The following is a 13,233-nucleotide window of genomic DNA, read 5'->3' as shown; positions in this document are numbered from 1 at the left end:
CGGGGGCTTTTTGCACTCGATGAGCGGGAAAGGGTTAATCCCGGCTCAAACCCAGCAGTTGCAGCAGGCTGAGGAAGATGTTGAAGATAGAGACATAGAGCGTCACGGTGGCGGAAATATAGTTCTGTTCGCCGCCGTGGATGATGGCGCTGGTCTGCATCAGGATGGCGCCGGACGAGAACAGGATGAACAGGGCGCTCAGGGCCAGGCTCAGCGCCGGCAGGGCCAGGAAAATATTGGCGACAATACCCACCAGCAGCACCACAAAACCGGCCATCATCATGCCACCGAGGAAGGACATGTCCTTTCTGGTGGTCAGTACATAGGCAGACAGTGACAGGAAGGTGAGCGCGGTGCCACCCAGAGCCAGCATGACGGTTTCGGTGCCGGAGGCGGTGCTCAGGTAGTAGTTGATGATGGGCCCTATGGTGTAACCGGTGAAGGCGGTAAAGGCGAAGATAAACAACAGGCCCAGACCGCTGTTGCGGTTACGCTCGGTCAGGTACATCAAACCATAGAAGCCGACCAGGGTGATGATAAGTCCCGGACGTGGCAGGGCAAGCATGGCGCTGACGCCGGCCGACAACGAGGCCACGACCAGAGTCAGGCCCAGCAGCATATAGGTGTTGCGCAGTACCTTGTTGGTGGCCAGCGCACCCGACTGGGTACGGGACAGAGTATCGTTATATCGCATCGTTCAGACTCCTTTAGTGTCTAAAACCGGTGTCCGACCCGTATCTGAACAAGAATAACAGGTCGGCTAAAAATGATACCGGTCATTTGGACATATCATGACTCGGTTGTCGAGCTTTCTGTTCCCGAATTCAAGGTTTTGCCCCGTTAATCAGCGTCATGGTGATCATTAAATGTCCATTCGCACCGGTGTCGGCATTTATCGGTTTACAAGACAGGCCGGCCTTGGGTAGTATGCACGCCGTCGGAGGGGTGGCAGAGTGGTTGAATGCACCGGTCTTGAAAACCGGCATGGGTTTATAGCCCATCCAGGGTTCAAATCCCTGCTCCTCCGCCATACCACAGAAAAGCCCGCTGCGTTTATTCGCCGCGGGCTTTTTGCATTTCAAGGTTTACAGAGTCTGGCTCAGAGGCCCTTATGGACATTCTGTTGGAACATCGAGATTACCTCGTCATCAACAAGACGGCCGGCATCGGCATGCATCAGGAAGGGGATCTGCCGGGTCTGGTTCGCCAGCTCAGCGAAGCCCGGGACGAGCCGCTGTATCCGGTCCACCGGCTGGACAAGATCACTACCGGTGTTTTGCTGCTGGCCCGCAACCCGGACGCCAATAGAGCGCTCAGCCGTCAGTTTGCCGAGCGCAGCACCCGCAAATGGTATCTGGCGCTGTCGGATCACAAGCCGATCAAAAAGCAGGGCCTGATCAAGGGCGACATGGAAAAGGCGCGCGGCGGCAGCTGGAAGCTGTGTCGTACCCAGCATAATCCGGCCATGACCCGCTTTTACAGCAGTCTGCTGGCCGAGGGCCTGCGCGCCTTTTTACTGCAGCCCCAGACCGGCAAGACCCACCAGCTGCGGGTGGCGCTGAAAAGCCAGGGTTGTCCCATTCTGGGCGACAGCCGCTATGGTGGCAGCGTGGCAGACCGGGGCTATCTGCATGCCTGGCAACTGAGCTTCTCTTATCAGGGCGAGCCGGTCCGGGTGCGGGCGCCGCTGGTCGAAGGTGAGCAGTTCATCAGTCATGCCGACGAGTTGGAAGGCTGGGCCTCACAAATAATGGCGGCAAGCAAAGTCGATTAAACCCGGTCATCCTTTCCGAGCAATAATCGCGACAAGGAGAGGCCAGATGCATGATTGGATCATGGGTGGTGGCATCGGGCCCGAACATGCCGGCCGGGTCTTCGCATGGAATGGCCAGGAAACTCAGCCCTGATTGTTGTGAATTCTTGCCCGGTGAGTCATGCCTTCCGGGCAACAGAAACAGACTTGCCCGTCTGCCTGAAACGATTCAGTATAAATTCAGTTACCAAAACGCCCCAGGTTCCACCATCTTGTCTCAAGGTATCCATCTTTTGTCCATCTTCAGGTGATGTCATGCTTTTTCTGACTGCGCAAGACGTAAAAACCGGTGTTCCCCTGGCCGACAAGACCACCGTCATTCAGGCGCTGGCCGACTGGCTGGAGCAGGACGGCCATGTCGCCGCCGGTTACGGGGCCGGCATGCTGGCACGAGAGGCACAAACTGCTACCTACCTGGGCCAGGGTATTGCCATCCCCCACGGTACTCAGGAGAGCCGCCATCTGATTAAAAAAACCGGCATCAAGGCCATGCACCTGCCTAATGGGGTGCCCTGGGGCGACGGAGAAAAGGTCTATCTGGTGCTGGGCATTGCCGCCGGCTCCGACGAGCATCTGGGTCTGCTGAAACAATTGGCCGGCACCTTGTCTCGGGACGGGCTGGCCGAGCAAGTAAAGGCCGCCCGTGAGCCGCAGGAGGTATTGCAACTGTTGCAGGATGACGCCGGGTCGACAACCGAATGGATGCTGAACGCCGGGCAGGTGGCCGTTAAGGTCAGTGTCAGCGCTCTGGAACAGCTGGTTGAACAGGCAGTATCACGCCTTCTGTTGAGCCCGGATGAGGAGAAAAAGCTGCAGCAACATGAGGCTGTCCATATCGGACAGGGCTGGTGGCTGAAACAGACTCCGGCCGACGACAAGCCGCGGGCGGTGCTGCTGACCACCGCCAGCTCGGCCATCGAGCATCGTCAGCAGCCGGTATCCGGGTTACTGGTGCTGGCGGTGAAAGGGGTCGGCCACAAGACCCTGTTGACCCAAATGACCGAGTGGCTGGTGGCGGGCAGAGGTGCCGAGCTGGCGGGACAGGACTCTGCCGAGGCGCTGATCGCAGCCCTGGAACGGGGGCCGCTATCTGCGGCCACCAATGAAAGGGCGGCAGTGGTGCGTAATGAGTATGGCCTGCATGCCCGGCCCGGGGCCGCACTGGTACAAAGCGCGAAACAATTCGAGGCGGAGATCAAGATTCGCAATCTCGACGGAGACGGGCGCTGGGTATCGGCCAAGAGTCTGATGAAGGTGATAGGTCTGGGCGCCAAGGCTGGCCATCAGCTGGTGTTCCGTGCCGAGGGGCAGGATGCCGAGGAGGCCCTGAATGCCCTGGAGGAGGCGGTAAGCGGAGGCTTGGGAGAGGAGCTTGCTACCCTGGCGGCGGTAGCGGAAGCCGACGCCACCGATATCTTGCATGAGCCGGACGACATCGCGGCCAATACCCGGGTGCGTGGAGTATCCGCCTCACCCGGTATTGCCATCGGGCCGGTATTCGTAGATGCCCCCGTGGAGTTCGAGTACCCGCAACAGGCCGAGGATGCCCGGGCCGAGCAGCGAAAGCTGAATACGGCCATCGAGCAGGCCAGTACGGAGCTGGCCGCCACCCTGAGTCGGATAAATGCTCCGCAGGCGCGGGACATGATGGCGATGCATCGGGAGTTGCTGGCCGATCCTTCTTTGACACAGGGGGTGAGCTGCCGCATCAAACAGGGTATGTCGGCGGCGGCGGCCTGGTGGAGCGAAATTGACTCCGTCGCCATCCGGCAGGCGGCCAGCCCCGACGCCCTGCTGGCCGAGCGGGCCGCCGACATTCGCGATATTGGTCGCCGGGTGATGGCGAGGTTGTGCGACAGCAACCCGGTGGTAACACCGGACCATCCCTATCTCTGGGTCGCGCAGGATATAGGCCCCTCCCAACTGGTCAACCTGGACCCGGGCAGGGTGTTGGGGCTGGTCACCGTTGGCGGTGGTGCTTCGTCGCACAGCGCCATTCTGGCGCGCTCCCTGGGTATTCCATTGCTGGTGGCGGCAGGCGGTGCCGTCATGACCTTGCAGTCGGGTACCGAAGCCATCCTCAATGGCGATGACGGTACGCTTTGGGTCGCCCCCGAGGTGTCGGTGCTGGAGCAGGCCCGGGTTTGTCAGCAAGGGGAGCGGGATCTGGCCGATCTTGCCTGGGCTCATCGTCATGAACCGGCCATTACCCGTGACGGATACCGGGTGGAAGTAGCGGCCAATCTGGGTAATACCGCCCGGGCGGCGGAGGTGGTGGAGGCTGGCGCCGAAGGGGTGGGCCTGCTGCGTACCGAATTTGTGTTCATGGCCCGGCGCAGTGCACCGGATCTGGACGCTCAACTGGCCGCCTATCGGAGCGTGTTTGATGCCCTCGACGGCCGGCCGCTGGTGGTAAGAACCCTGGACGTGGGGGGAGACAAATCCCTGCCTTACTGGCCGGAGCCAAAAGAAGGCAACCCTTTCCTCGGGGTGCGCGGCATTCGACTGTGCATGCAAAAGCCCGCGTTGCTGGAAACCCAGTTGCGCGCCTTGCTGATGGCCGCCGGTGACCGGCCCTTGCGCATCATGTTTCCCATGGTGGCTGACTGGTCCGAGTGGCGCTGGGCCAGGAGCCTATTTGACAAGATACAGGCCGAGGTGCAGGCGACCAATGTGCAGCTCGGTATCATGGTGGAAGTGCCTTCCGTCGCCCTCAACGCCGGGGTGTTTGCCCAAGAGGTCGACTTTTTCAGTATCGGCACCAACGATCTGACCCAGTACACCCTGGCGATGGACCGGGGAAGCGCTGAACTAGCCGCCCTCTCCGATGGCCTCAACCCGGCGGTATTAAGGTTGATCAAGATGACGGTGGACGCGGCTCATGCCGAAGGCAAGTGGGTGGGAGTCTGTGGTGAGCTGGGCTCGGATCCGGTGGCGCTGCCGCTGTTGGTCGGGTTGGGGGTGGACGAACTGTCGGTCACCCTCAGGCGGGTGCCTTTGGTGAAGGCGCAGGTGCGGGAGTGGAGCCTGAGCAGCTGCCGGCAACTGGCCGAACAGGCATTAAAGGCCAGTGATGCCCCGACGGTTCGTCAGCTGGTGGGTGCAGCTCGATGAGCATTGTCACCCTGACCCTGAACCCGGCACTGGATCTGACCGTCACGTTGGAGACATTGAGCGCGGGAACGGTCAACCTGGCCAACAGTGGTCATCTGGGCGCCGCCGGCAAGGGCATCAACGTGGCCCGGGTGCTGGCCGACTTGGGACATAGGCCCCGGGCCTGCGGTTTTCTGGGCCGGAACAACGACGCCGCCTTTCGTGCCCTGTTCGAGCGTTACGGTATCGACGACGACGTCGTGCGTCTGGCCGGTGATACCCGGGTTAATGTCAAGGTCAGCGAAGCCGATGGCCGGGTCACGGATATCAATCTGCCGGGATTACAGGTGGAGAAGGGCGATTGGAACCGACTACTGGCGCGACTCGACTCGCTGGGTGCTCACTTCGATACCCTGGTAGTGGCGGGAAGCCTGCCGCCCGGCGCCTGTCCCGGGCAACTCGAGGAGCTGATCGGACGGTGGCGCGAGCGCGGAAAACGGATCTTGCTGGATACCAGTGGCGAGGCCCTGCGTGCGGGGATAAAGGGAAAGCCCGCGCTGATCAAGCCCAATATCGACGAACTCGCGACGCTTATCGGTCGACCCATTCGCGATGAAGCCGAGCTGATGGCCTGTGCCCGGGAGCTTCAGCAGCAGGGTATTCGGCATGTAGTGGTATCAAGCGGTGCCGATGGTGTGCACTGGTTCAGCCCCCGGGGAGTCTGGCGGGCCCGGGTACCCAGGGTGAAGGTAGTCAGTACTGTGGGCGCCGGCGACAGCCTGATGGCCGGACTTTGTGCCGGTTTGCAGGAAGGTCGGGATGAAGCTTCTACCCTGCGGCGGGCCGTGGCCCTGTCGATCATGGCGGTGACCCAGGTGGGGGTCGGCATCGGTAATCAGCAACAACTGGCGGTGGTTCAGGATGTCATTGAAATCACGTCACTCGAGACGGGAAAAGAGCAATGAAAACATTGATTATTACCGCCTGTCCCAGTGGCATGGCCAGCAGTTATCTGGCGGCACGTTTGTTGCGTCAGGCGGCACAAAGTCTGGCTTGGCAGACGAGTGTGGAATGTTACAGCCGGCTCGAGCCGGTCACGGCCTTCACACCAACGCAGATCGAAGAGGCCGAACTGGTGCTGGTGGCGGCGGATACACCACTGGATCTGTCTCGTTTTGTCGGCAAGCGCCTGTATCGTAGCGATATTCAGTCGGCACTGAACGATCCCGGTGTCTGGCTGCAACAGGGCAGGGAGCAGGCGGTGATACAGCAGGAAGGCGCGCCGGTGGTCGGGGTGAAACTGGTGGCCATTACCGCCTGTCCGACCGGCGTGGCGCATACCTTTATGTCTGCGGAAGCCTTGACCGAGACCGCCAACGGCATGGGGATCCAGATAAAAGTCGAAACCCAGGGCTCGGTCGGTGCCCAGAACGCGCTGAGCACCGCCGACATCAAAGCCGCCGATGCGGTGATAGTGGCGGCGGACATCGAAGTGGATCTCGGCCGCTTTGACGGTAAACGAGTGTACCGCACCAGCACAGGGGCGGCGCTGAAAGAACCGCAACACACCCTGGACCGCGCTCGGGCCGAAGCCCGGTTATATCAGCACAAGGGAAAGAAGACGGCGGGAGCGGAGAAGGCGAGCGATCGGCAAGACGACAAGCAGGCCGGTCCTTATCAGCATCTGCTGACCGGGGTGTCGTTCATGCTGCCGATGGTGGTTGCCGGCGGCTTGATGATCGCGCTGTCGTTCGTGTTTGGCATCGAGGCGTTCAAGGAAGAAGGCAGTCTGGCGGCGGCGCTGATGCAAATCGGTGGGGCCTCGGCCTTTGCCCTTATGATACCCGTGCTGTCCGGCTACATCGCCTATTCTATTGCCGACCGCCCAGGGGTTGCCCCTGGCATGATTGGTGGCATGCTGGCCAGCACCCTGGGAGCCGGTTTTATCGGCGGCATCATCGGCGGCTTTCTGGCCGGCTACAGTGCCCGTTATCTGGCACAGAAGGTGCCGATGCCCGCCAGCCTGACGGCACTTACACCCATATTGATTATTCCGCTGTTTGCCAGCCTCTTTACCGGTCTGCTGATGATTTACGTGGTCGGTGGGCCGGTGGCCTTGGTGATGATGACCATGACCGACTTCCTCAACAACATGGGCTCGGCCGATGCGGTGCTGCTCGGTATTATCATCGGCACCATGATGTGTTTCGACATGGGCGGCCCGGTCAACAAGGCGGCCTATGCCTTTTCGGTCGGCTTGCTGGCATCACAAACCTACGGCCCCATGGCGGCGGCCATGGCGGCAGGCATGGTGCCGGCGCTGGCCATGGGAATTGCCACCTTTCTTGCCCGACGTAAGTTTAACAAGAGCGAGCAGGAGGCGGGCAAGGCCTCTTTTGTACTGGGATTGTGCTTTATTTCCGAAGGCGCCATTCCCTTCGCCGCCCGGGATCCGTTGCGGGTGATCCCCTGCTGCATGCTCGGCGGCGCCCTCACCGGGGCTATGTCCATGTACTTTGGTGTGAAATTGCTGGCGCCCCATGGCGGAATTTTCGTGTTCTTTATCCCCAATGCCATTCAGCAACTGCTGTGGTATGTGCCGGCCATTGCCGCCGGATCCCTGGTCAGTGGCGTGCTGTACTCGGTACTGAAGCGCAGCGATGCCCAGATGCTGGCGGGAAAATAAATCGTGAAGGGGTCACTCTAAATTATAGAGACAGCAGGGTTGCCTCCACCGACCCGCTGCAAGCACATCCTTGTGACGCTCAGCAAATGCCATCCCTGGCATTTGACAGTCGGCTGATGCAATCCCTGCAGCCTTTTCCATAATGAGGTGTTGTCCGCAGGTGGTGCCATCAGATGATGCTGCAGCTGGAGGAGGGCAAAGGGTGTCTGCTTAGCCGACCATCCGCGCCAGGGAGGGGTTTACGGCGTGTCGGTGGAGTAGTGCCCTTTGTCCGATCCCCTACGGTCACCCGTCACCAGAAATCCACAAAAAAGCCCCGGGCGAAGGGCCCGGGGCGTTAGTTATATGCTCAAAGACTGACGCGCGTCAGTCTTTGAGCATATGGCCCAGCTTACCGGCCTTGGTATTCAGGTAATCCTCGTTGAAGGGATTGCGCCCTTCCTGCAGCGGTATCCGCTCCAGCACTGCGATACCGAAGTTTTCCATCGCCTTGACCTTGCGTGGATTGTTGGTCATCAGCTTCATCTGCTTGACGCCCAGGCTGTGCAGCATGTCGGCACAGATGGTGTAGTCGCGCATGTCGGCGGCAAAACCCAGCTCGACGTTGGCTTCCACCGTGTCCTTGCCTTGATCCTGGAGGTGATAGGCATGAATTTTATTCAACAGACCAATGCCTCGCCCTTCCTGGCGGACATAGAGCAGTATGCCGCGCCCTTCCTTGGCGATCCTTTCCAGAGCGGCCTGCAGCTGAAAGCCGCAATCGCAACGCAGGCTGAACAGGGCATCACCGGTCAGGCACTCGGAGTGAATACGGCCCAGTACCGGCTGTTCATCGTCGATATTCCCCATCACCAGGGCGGCATGATCCTTGCCGGTGCCTTTTTCTTCAAACCCGATCAGGGTAAAGGTGCCCCAGGGTGTCGGCAGTTTTGAGTTTGCCATCCGGGTAACACTGCTCATGGCGTTCCTCTTTTGATTATCAAGTAACAAAAAATGGCGGTCATTGTAAAGCGGATGAGCGTGCAGGTATAGGCGCAATATCGACTGGCATCGCGCGAATGGCTTTATTTTTGTCGTGTTAATGAATTGTGAGTTATGCCTTTATCTGACAACTCGGGTATAATGCCGGCCGCGCGGCACTAGGTGCCCAGACTCATTATTTACTGGAGAATGCCATGACTGAACAAGCTCCCGTCATTACCGTGGATGGCCCAGGCGGCGCCGGCAAGGGAACCCTTTGTCAGTTGCTGGCCGAGAAACTGGAATGGCACCTGCTTGATTCCGGCGCTATCTATCGCGTTCTGGCACTGGCGGCCCGGCATCACAATGTGGCACTGGACGATGAAACCGGATTAATGCCATTGGCGGCCCACCTGGATGTACAGTTTCCGGTGGTGGATGGTCACATCAGGACCATCCTCGAAGGAGAAGACGTTTCCCGCTCCATTCGCACCGAAAAAATGGGAGACGCGGCGAGCAAGGTCGCCGCCTTTCCCCGGGTGAGGGAAGCCTTGCTTCGGCGTCAGCGGGCCTTTCGGGCCGGCCCCGGTCTGATTGCCGATGGCCGGGATATGGGCACTGTGGTTTTCCCCGACGCACCGGTCAAAATCTTCCTCGATGCCAGCGCCGAAGAAAGGGCGCAGCGACGGCTTATTCAGTTGCAAGACAAGGGCTTTGATGTTAGTTTTGACCGTCTTTTAAGCGAAATTCAGGCGCGTGACGAGCGAGATCGCAATCGAGCCGTGGCGCCCCTTAAAGCGGCAGCCGATGCTCTGATAATCGACTCGACCGATTTGTCCATTACACAGGTGCTGGACAAAGTGCTGAGTCATACTAAGGTTAAGCTCGGTTAAGCTTGATTTCGGTTAAAAAAGTACGAAAGAAAAGATAACTTAAGCGAGGTCGCTGGTGCGGCCTCGCCCTGCCCGCCCCAAGGAAGAGACGGGTCTATGCTAATCACCCCACCGGTGCCGGATTGCCCTGTGGATGTTCAACTTAAAAAGTGTATTCATTAAACATGATTGAATCTTTTGCCCAACTCTTTGAAGAGTCTCTGAAAGAACTGGAAACCCGTCCGGGTTCCATTGTTAAAGGTACTGTAGTCGCCATCGAGAACGGTATCGTTCTGGTTGATGCAGGCCTGAAGTCTGAATCCGCTGTCCCTGCCGAGCAGTTCAAAAATGCTCAGGGCGAGCTGGAAGTCAGCGTTGGCGACGTAGTAGACGTAGCGCTGGACGCGGTAGAAGACGGTTTCGGTGAGACTCTGCTTTCCCGCGAAAAAGCGAAGCGCCACGAGTCCTGGCTGCAACTGGAAAAAGCCTACGAAGATCAGGAAACCGTTATCGGTGTGATCAACGGCAAGGTAAAGGGTGGCTTCACTGTAGAAGTGAACACCATTCGCGCCTTCCTGCCTGGTTCGCTGGTTGACGTACGCCCGGTACGCGACACGCTGCACCTGGAAGGTAAAGAGCTTGAGTTCAAAGTTATCAAGCTGGATCAGAAGCGCAACAACGTTGTTGTTTCTCGTCGTGCCGTGATCGAAACCGAAAACAGTGCAGAGCGCGAGCAATTGCTCGAAAATCTGCAGGAAGGCCAGGAAGTCAAGGGTATCGTTAAGAACCTGACCGACTACGGCGCTTTCGTAGACCTGGGCGGCGTAGACGGCCTGCTGCACATCACCGACATGGCCTGGAAGCGCGTTAAGCATCCTTCCGAAATCGTGAACGTGGGTGACGAAATCAACGTTAAAGTGCTGAAATTCGACCGTGAGCGCACTCGTGTGTCTCTGGGTCTGAAACAGCTGGGTGAAGATCCGTGGGTTGATATCGCCAATCGTTACCCGGAAGGCACTCGTCTGTCTGGCCGCGTGACCAACCTGACCGACTACGGCTGCTTCGTTGAAATCGAAGAAGGCGTTGAAGGCCTGGTACACGTGTCCGAAATGGACTGGACCAACAAGAACATCCACCCGTCCAAAGTGGTTTCCGTTGGCGACAGCGTAGACGTGATGGTGCTGGATATCGACGAAGAACGTCGTCGTATCTCTCTGGGTCTGAAGCAGTGTAAATCCAACCCGTGGCAGCTGTTTGCGGAAACCCACAACAAGGGTGACCGTGTTTCCGGCAAGATCAAGTCTATCACTGACTTCGGTATCTTCATCGGTCTGGACGGCGGCATCGACGGTCTGGTTCACCTGTCCGACATTTCCTGGAACGCCAACGGTGACGACGCCGTTCGTGAATTCAAGAAAGGCGACGAGATTGACGCCGTTGTTCTGCAGGTCGATCCCGAGCGTGAGCGCATCAGCCTGGGCGTGAAGCAAATCGACGAAGACCCCTTCAACAAGTACCTGGCTGACAACAAGAAAGGTGCTATCGTTAAGGGTACCATCACTGCCGTTGACGCCAAAGGCGCCGTGGTTGAGATGGAAGAAGGCGTGGAAGGTTATGTCCGCGTTGCCGACATCTCCCGCGACCGCATCGAAGACGCATCTACCGTACTGAAAGTGGGTGAAGAAATCGAAGCGCGTTTCATGGGTGTTGACCGCAAGAATCGCACCCTCAGCCTGTCTATCCGTGCGAAAGACGAAGCTGAAGATAAAGTGGTGATGGATAGCCTGAACCAGCAGCAACCTGAAGATGTTGGTTTGAGTGCCATGGCCGAAGCTTTCAAGGCGGCTAAAGGCGAATAAGCCTGTCCGAATTCAAAAGGGGGCCTTCGCGCCCCCTTTTTGTTGTCTGGTGATCAGGAGAAACACATCATGACCAAATCCGATCTCATTGAAAGACTGTCAGAACAATACAGCCATCTCTCTGCCAAGGAAGTGGAAAATGCCATCAAGGAAATTCTTGAACAGATGGCATCGACGCTGCAAACGGGAGACCGCATTGAAATCAGAGGTTTTGGCAGCTTTTCATTGCATTATCGGGCACCCCGCCAGGGGCGTAATCCGAAAACCGGCGAAAAAGTGGAATTGGCCGGTAAATACGTACCGCATTTCAAACCCGGTAAAGAATTACGCGAGCGGGTTAACCCTGTCTGAACGTACATCAGTTTGTTCTATATCACTTTTCGTGGTAACTCGACTGGCGAGCATCCGGCTTTTACGGGATAATGCCAACACTCGAAATCAGGAAGTTGAGAGGGTAAGGTGAAAATTATTTTTGGCCTGGTGATCCTGGCAATTCTGTTTGCAGTAGGGCTGACACTGGGCTCTCAAAATGATCAGTTGGTTCATGTCAACTATCTGCTGGCTCAGGGCGACTATCGCCTTTCTACATTACTGGCGGTGATTTTTGTGGGCGGTTTTGTTATCGGCTGGTTGGTGTTCGGCCTGATATTACTGCGCCTCAAGATGAACAACAGCGGTTTGCGCAAGAAAGTCGAGCGTCAACAAAGGGAATTGGAAGAGCTCAGGGCATTGCCCATTAAGGATTGACGAGCCCTATGCTGGAATTGCTGTTTCTGCTGCTTCCGGTCGCAGCTGCCTATGGCTGGTATATGGGGCGCAGGGGAGTCCGGCAGGATGCTCAAAACAAATCCAATCACTTCTCCCGGCAATACGTTGCCGGGCTGAACTTTCTGCTTTCCGACGAGCCTGACAAGGCCGTTGATCTGTTTATTCAATTGCTGCAGGTCGACAGTGAAACCATTGAAACCCATCTTGCTCTCGGTAACCTGTTTCGGTCCCGGGGCGAAGTTGATCGTGCCATTCGCATACATCAGAACCTGATTGCCCGTCCGAATCTGTTAGTGGAACAGCGTCACCTGGCGATGCTGGAGCTGGCGCGGGACTTTCTGGCGGCGGGCCTGCTCGACAGAGCAGAGCATATTCTGATTGAGCTGAAAAACGACCCGGATTATGAAGAAGAAGCCCTGAGCCAGCTGATGCAAATTTACCAGCAACTGAAAGACTGGGAGCAGGCCATTACCGTGGCCGAGCGGCTCAAGAAGCGGCAGGGCATCAAAGCCCTGGTGCCCATGGGGCATTTTTACTGTGAGCTGGCCGAGCAGCAATGGCGTCGGCAAGATACCAAGGCTGCCATCGTTCAGCTCAAGAAGGCGCTGAAGGCCGATGCGGGCTGTGTCAGGGCCAATATACGCCTGGCCGCAATCCATATGTCACAGCAGCAATGGTCGCAGGCCGCTCATTGTCTGCTACAGGTTACCGAGCAGGATGCTGACTTTATCAGCGAGGTGCTGACAGACTTGCAGCATTGTTATCAGGAGCTGGGTAAAGAAACGGAGTTTGTACAGCGACTGGAGCAATGGGTGGCCGCCGACAGCGGTGCCAGTGCCGTGCTGATGCTGGCCGACAAGGTAGGCGAAACACAGGGCACTCTTGGTGCCGAGCAATTGGTATTGTCGCAACTGCAGCGACACCCGACCATGAAAGGCTTTCACCGGCTGATGTCATATCATGCGGCCAATGCGGAGCAGGGCAGGGCACGGGAAAGTCTGGAAATGCTGAAATCACTGGTATCCGAGCAAATCAGGCTCAAGCCCAGTCATCGTTGTGGTCAATGCGGCTTTTCTTCTCAAACGTTATTCTGGCAATGCCCCTCTTGCAAACAGTGGGGCAGTATCAAACCGGTGCGAGGCCTCGATGGCGAGTGAATGATGGGGATGCGGTGGGGCAAGA

11 protein-coding genes and 1 tRNA gene are annotated in these 13,233 nt (G+C 57.9%); 10 read left to right on the top strand and 2 right to left on the bottom strand.

Annotation, left to right across the window (positions count from 1 at the left end; genetic code table 11):
* Positions 1-34: 34 nt before the first annotated feature.
* Positions 35-694: a Bax inhibitor-1/YccA family protein gene (locus tag ACLEIV_RS08915; protein ID WP_410456302.1), complete on the bottom strand. Its 660-nt coding sequence runs from the start codon at positions 692-694 to the stop codon at positions 35-37.
* A gap of 245 nt (positions 695-939) precedes the next feature.
* Between ACLEIV_RS08915 and ACLEIV_RS08910 the strand changes: the two genes are divergently transcribed.
* From ACLEIV_RS08910 to ACLEIV_RS08890, 5 genes are all read left to right on the top strand, one after another.
* A tRNA-Ser gene (locus tag ACLEIV_RS08910) sits at positions 940-1,030 on the top strand.
* Between the two features lie 81 nt (positions 1,031-1,111).
* Positions 1,112-1,774: a TIGR01621 family pseudouridine synthase gene (locus ACLEIV_RS08905; protein ID WP_410456301.1), complete on the top strand. Its 663-nt coding sequence runs from the start codon at positions 1,112-1,114 to the stop codon at positions 1,772-1,774.
* 294 nt (positions 1,775-2,068) lie between these two features.
* On the top strand, positions 2,069-4,927 hold the full coding sequence (gene ptsP / locus ACLEIV_RS08900; RefSeq protein ID WP_410456300.1) for a phosphoenolpyruvate--protein phosphotransferase: 2,859 nt from the start codon (positions 2,069-2,071) through the stop codon (positions 4,925-4,927).
* Positions 4,924-5,871 carry a 1-phosphofructokinase gene (gene pfkB, locus ACLEIV_RS08895; protein WP_410456299.1) on the top strand — a complete coding sequence of 316 codons (948 nt, stop codon included), beginning with the start codon at positions 4,924-4,926 and terminating at the stop codon, positions 5,869-5,871. Before ptsP ends, pfkB begins: the two co-directional genes overlap by 4 nt.
* Positions 5,868-7,592: a PTS fructose-like transporter subunit IIB gene (locus ACLEIV_RS08890; protein ID WP_410456298.1), complete on the top strand. Its 1,725-nt coding sequence runs from the start codon at positions 5,868-5,870 to the stop codon at positions 7,590-7,592. The genes pfkB and ACLEIV_RS08890 overlap by 4 nt, the downstream gene beginning before the upstream one ends.
* A 366-nt stretch (positions 7,593-7,958) precedes the next feature.
* On the opposite strand, the gene ribA is transcribed toward ACLEIV_RS08890, so the two are convergent.
* A complete protein-coding gene (ribA, locus tag ACLEIV_RS08885; protein WP_410456297.1) occupies positions 7,959-8,552 on the bottom strand; it encodes a GTP cyclohydrolase II in 594 nt (197 codons plus the stop codon).
* Positions 8,553-8,767: 215 nt separating this feature from the next.
* Here ribA and cmk point away from each other — a divergent pair, with 215 nt between their 5' ends.
* The 5 genes from cmk (at position 8,768) to lapB (ending at position 13,208) form a co-directional block, all read left to right on the top strand.
* The gene (gene cmk, locus ACLEIV_RS08880) at positions 8,768-9,445 is read left to right on the top strand and encodes a (d)CMP kinase (protein ID WP_410456296.1); all 678 of its coding nucleotides are present in this window, start codon (positions 8,768-8,770) and stop codon (positions 9,443-9,445) included.
* Positions 9,446-9,609: 164 nt separating this feature from the next.
* Positions 9,610-11,283, top strand: coding sequence for a 30S ribosomal protein S1 (gene rpsA, locus ACLEIV_RS08875; protein ID WP_410456295.1), 1,674 nt, complete (start codon positions 9,610-9,612; stop codon positions 11,281-11,283).
* A 69-nt stretch (positions 11,284-11,352) separates the two neighbouring features.
* On the top strand, positions 11,353-11,634 hold the full coding sequence (gene ihfB, locus ACLEIV_RS08870; protein ID WP_410456294.1) for an integration host factor subunit beta: 282 nt from the start codon (positions 11,353-11,355) through the stop codon (positions 11,632-11,634).
* A gap of 108 nt (positions 11,635-11,742) precedes the next feature.
* Positions 11,743-12,030 carry a LapA family protein gene (locus ACLEIV_RS08865; protein ID WP_410456293.1) on the top strand — a complete coding sequence of 96 codons (288 nt, stop codon included), beginning with the start codon at positions 11,743-11,745 and terminating at the stop codon, positions 12,028-12,030.
* An 8-nt stretch (positions 12,031-12,038) separates the two neighbouring features.
* On the top strand, positions 12,039-13,208 hold the full coding sequence (lapB, locus tag ACLEIV_RS08860) for a lipopolysaccharide assembly protein LapB (protein ID WP_410456292.1): 1,170 nt from the start codon (positions 12,039-12,041) through the stop codon (positions 13,206-13,208).
* The last annotated feature ends 25 nt before the right edge of the window (positions 13,209-13,233 follow it).

Origin of the sequence: Oceanisphaera submarina, assembly GCF_046521305.1 — a bacterium.
GTDB lineage: Bacteria > Pseudomonadota > Gammaproteobacteria > Enterobacterales > Aeromonadaceae > Oceanimonas > Oceanimonas submarina.
The sequence above is the reverse complement of the archived record's forward strand: the minus strand, read 5'-3'. Positions and strand labels throughout refer to the sequence as shown.

What these genes read in the sequence shown, in the direction of transcription:
- rpsA (WP_410456295.1), top strand. Translation starts at nt 9,610, where the DNA reads ATGATTGAATCTTTTGCCCAACTCTTTGAAGAGTCTCTGAAAGAACTG.
- pfkB (WP_410456299.1), top strand. Translation starts at nt 4,924, where the DNA reads ATGAGCATTGTCACCCTGACCCTGAACCCGGCACTGGATCTGACCGTC.
- ihfB (WP_410456294.1), top strand. Translation starts at nt 11,353, where the DNA reads ATGACCAAATCCGATCTCATTGAAAGACTGTCAGAACAATACAGCCAT.
- cmk (WP_410456296.1), top strand. Translation starts at nt 8,768, where the DNA reads ATGACTGAACAAGCTCCCGTCATTACCGTGGATGGCCCAGGCGGCGCC.
- ACLEIV_RS08915 (WP_410456302.1), bottom strand. Translation starts at nt 694, where the DNA reads ATGCGATATAACGATACTCTGTCCCGTACCCAGTCGGGTGCGCTGGCC.
- ptsP (WP_410456300.1), top strand. Translation starts at nt 2,069, where the DNA reads ATGCTTTTTCTGACTGCGCAAGACGTAAAAACCGGTGTTCCCCTGGCC.
- ACLEIV_RS08890 (WP_410456298.1), top strand. Translation starts at nt 5,868, where the DNA reads ATGAAAACATTGATTATTACCGCCTGTCCCAGTGGCATGGCCAGCAGT.
- lapB (WP_410456292.1), top strand. Translation starts at nt 12,039, where the DNA reads ATGCTGGAATTGCTGTTTCTGCTGCTTCCGGTCGCAGCTGCCTATGGC.
- ribA (WP_410456297.1), bottom strand. Translation starts at nt 8,552, where the DNA reads ATGAGCAGTGTTACCCGGATGGCAAACTCAAAACTGCCGACACCCTGG.
- ACLEIV_RS08905 (WP_410456301.1), top strand. Translation starts at nt 1,112, where the DNA reads ATGGACATTCTGTTGGAACATCGAGATTACCTCGTCATCAACAAGACG.